This is a genomic window from Microcystis sp. M53603_WE2, assembly GCF_030065435.1.
On sequence record NZ_JASJFF010000791.1, the window covers coordinates 1 to 1,681 of the forward strand.

A 1,681-nucleotide genomic window follows, 5' to 3' on the forward strand; every position below is an offset into this window, starting at 1 on the left:
CTTTTCTGACTTTTCTTCAGCCATTTATGAATGTTTGAATGATGCCCATTTGAAACATAAAAAAGAACTGGATTCCTTGCTGACTCTACGATTTCAGAAGTTTAATAAATCTCAGATTATGAACGTCTAAAGTATATCTCAAGGAAGATACAAAGAAGCTGAACCCCTCTATTTACAAGCTTTAGAATTTTTTAAACAACTATTAGGGGAGAATCATCTCCATGTAGCAAGTTCCCTCAACAATTTAGCAGGATTGTACAAATCCCAAGGAAGGTACGAAGAAGCTGAACCCCTCTTATTACAAGCTTTAGAATTGAGGAAACGACTATTAGGGGAGAATCATCCCTATGTAGCTGATTCCCTTAACAATTTAGCAAACTTGTACTCATCCCAAGGAAGGTATGAGGAAGCTGAACCCCTTTATTTACAAGCTTTAGAATTGAGGAAACGACTATTAGGGGAGAATCATCCCTATGTAGCTGATTCCCTCAATGGTTTAGGATTCTTGTACTATTCTCAAGGAAAGTACGAAGAAGCGGAACCTCTCTATTTACAAGCTTTAGAATTGAGGAAACGATTATTAGGGGAGAATCATCCCTATGTTGCTAATTCCCTCAACAATTTAGCAAAATTGTACTATTTTCAAGGAAAGTACGAAGAAGCAGAACCTCTCTATTTACAAGCTTTAGCAATTGCCGAGCAAGCTTTAGGGGAGAATCATCCTACTACTGTTAAGATTCGGGAAAACTTAGAGTCGCTCCCGTAGGATGGGTTATTAACCCATCCGATAATACAACAATATAAAATAATACAATCACCTTCAATCAACCAAACAATCATGACTACACTCAAAGATATTGAATCCGCAATTCTCCAGTTGCCTGACGAAGAAATCCATCAATTATCAGCTTGGTTACAAGACTATCTTGATGATAGTTGGGACAAACAGATAAAAAACGATCTCGAATCAGGGAAACTCGATCGACTATTACAAAAAGTCAACAATGATATCAGTAACAATCAAGTTAAGCCTTTAGATGAAATCCTTAACAACTCCTGATTTTTGGCAATGTTATGCCAACTTACCTCCCTACATTAAGCAACAGGCAAAAAAAGCCTATCGTCTCTGGATTAGTAATGTTTTCCATCGATCATTACATTTCAAGAAAGTAGGGAAAAATGTCTGGTCAGTCCGAATAACTGAGAATTATAGAGCTTTAGCATTGAAAAAAGGTGAAGATTATTACTGGTTTTGGATTGGTTCTCATGATGAGTATGAAGAGTTAATTAAATAGAAGGAGAAAATTAACCATGCTAGATCCTAAAGAATTTCGCAATATTATCCACCAAGATTTTACTGAAGTTACCTCACAGGAATTTCTGGCAAATCTAAAAAAATACTGTCCAGAAATTTTTGAAGGCGATAACTATCCCAATGTCACTGAAAATCTTAATAATTTAGCAAAACTCTACCAATCTCAGGGAAGGTATGCGGAAGCTGAACCACTCTACCAGCAAGCTTTAGACATAGCGGAGAAAGGGTTCTTCGGTTTGTCTTATGCAATGGACGGGGTTATAAAGAATGAAACCTTTATAGAGACAGACATTGCCGCAATTTTTGTCAATTGTTTGCGATCTGGAGCGAACTAATCAATTAAATCTCTTGCCAGATAAGGATTGA

The 1,681-nt window shown here is 36.7% G+C and carries 3 protein-coding genes and 2 pseudogenes; all 5 read left to right on the forward strand.

Annotation, left to right across the window (positions count from 1 at the left end):
* Positions 1-130: pseudogene (locus PX481_RS16905) on the forward strand (IS630 family transposase); the annotation flags it as partial.
* 6 nt (positions 131-136) lie between these two features.
* Positions 137-766, forward strand: a pseudogene (locus PX481_RS16910) (tetratricopeptide repeat protein); the annotation flags it as partial.
* 72 nt (positions 767-838) lie between these two features.
* Complete coding sequence (locus PX481_RS16915) at positions 839-1,060, forward strand: hypothetical protein (protein WP_002736659.1); 222 nt, start codon at positions 839-841, stop codon at positions 1,058-1,060.
* Positions 1,038-1,295 carry a ParE family toxin-like protein gene (locus PX481_RS16920; RefSeq protein WP_002737575.1) on the forward strand — a complete coding sequence of 86 codons (258 nt, stop codon included), beginning with the start codon at positions 1,038-1,040 and terminating at the stop codon, positions 1,293-1,295. The genes PX481_RS16915 and PX481_RS16920 overlap by 23 nt, the downstream gene beginning before the upstream one ends.
* A gap of 16 nt (positions 1,296-1,311) precedes the next feature.
* Positions 1,312-1,650, forward strand: coding sequence for a tetratricopeptide repeat protein (locus PX481_RS16925; RefSeq protein WP_288026379.1), 339 nt, complete (start codon positions 1,312-1,314; stop codon positions 1,648-1,650).
* Positions 1,651-1,681: the final 31 nt, after the last annotated feature.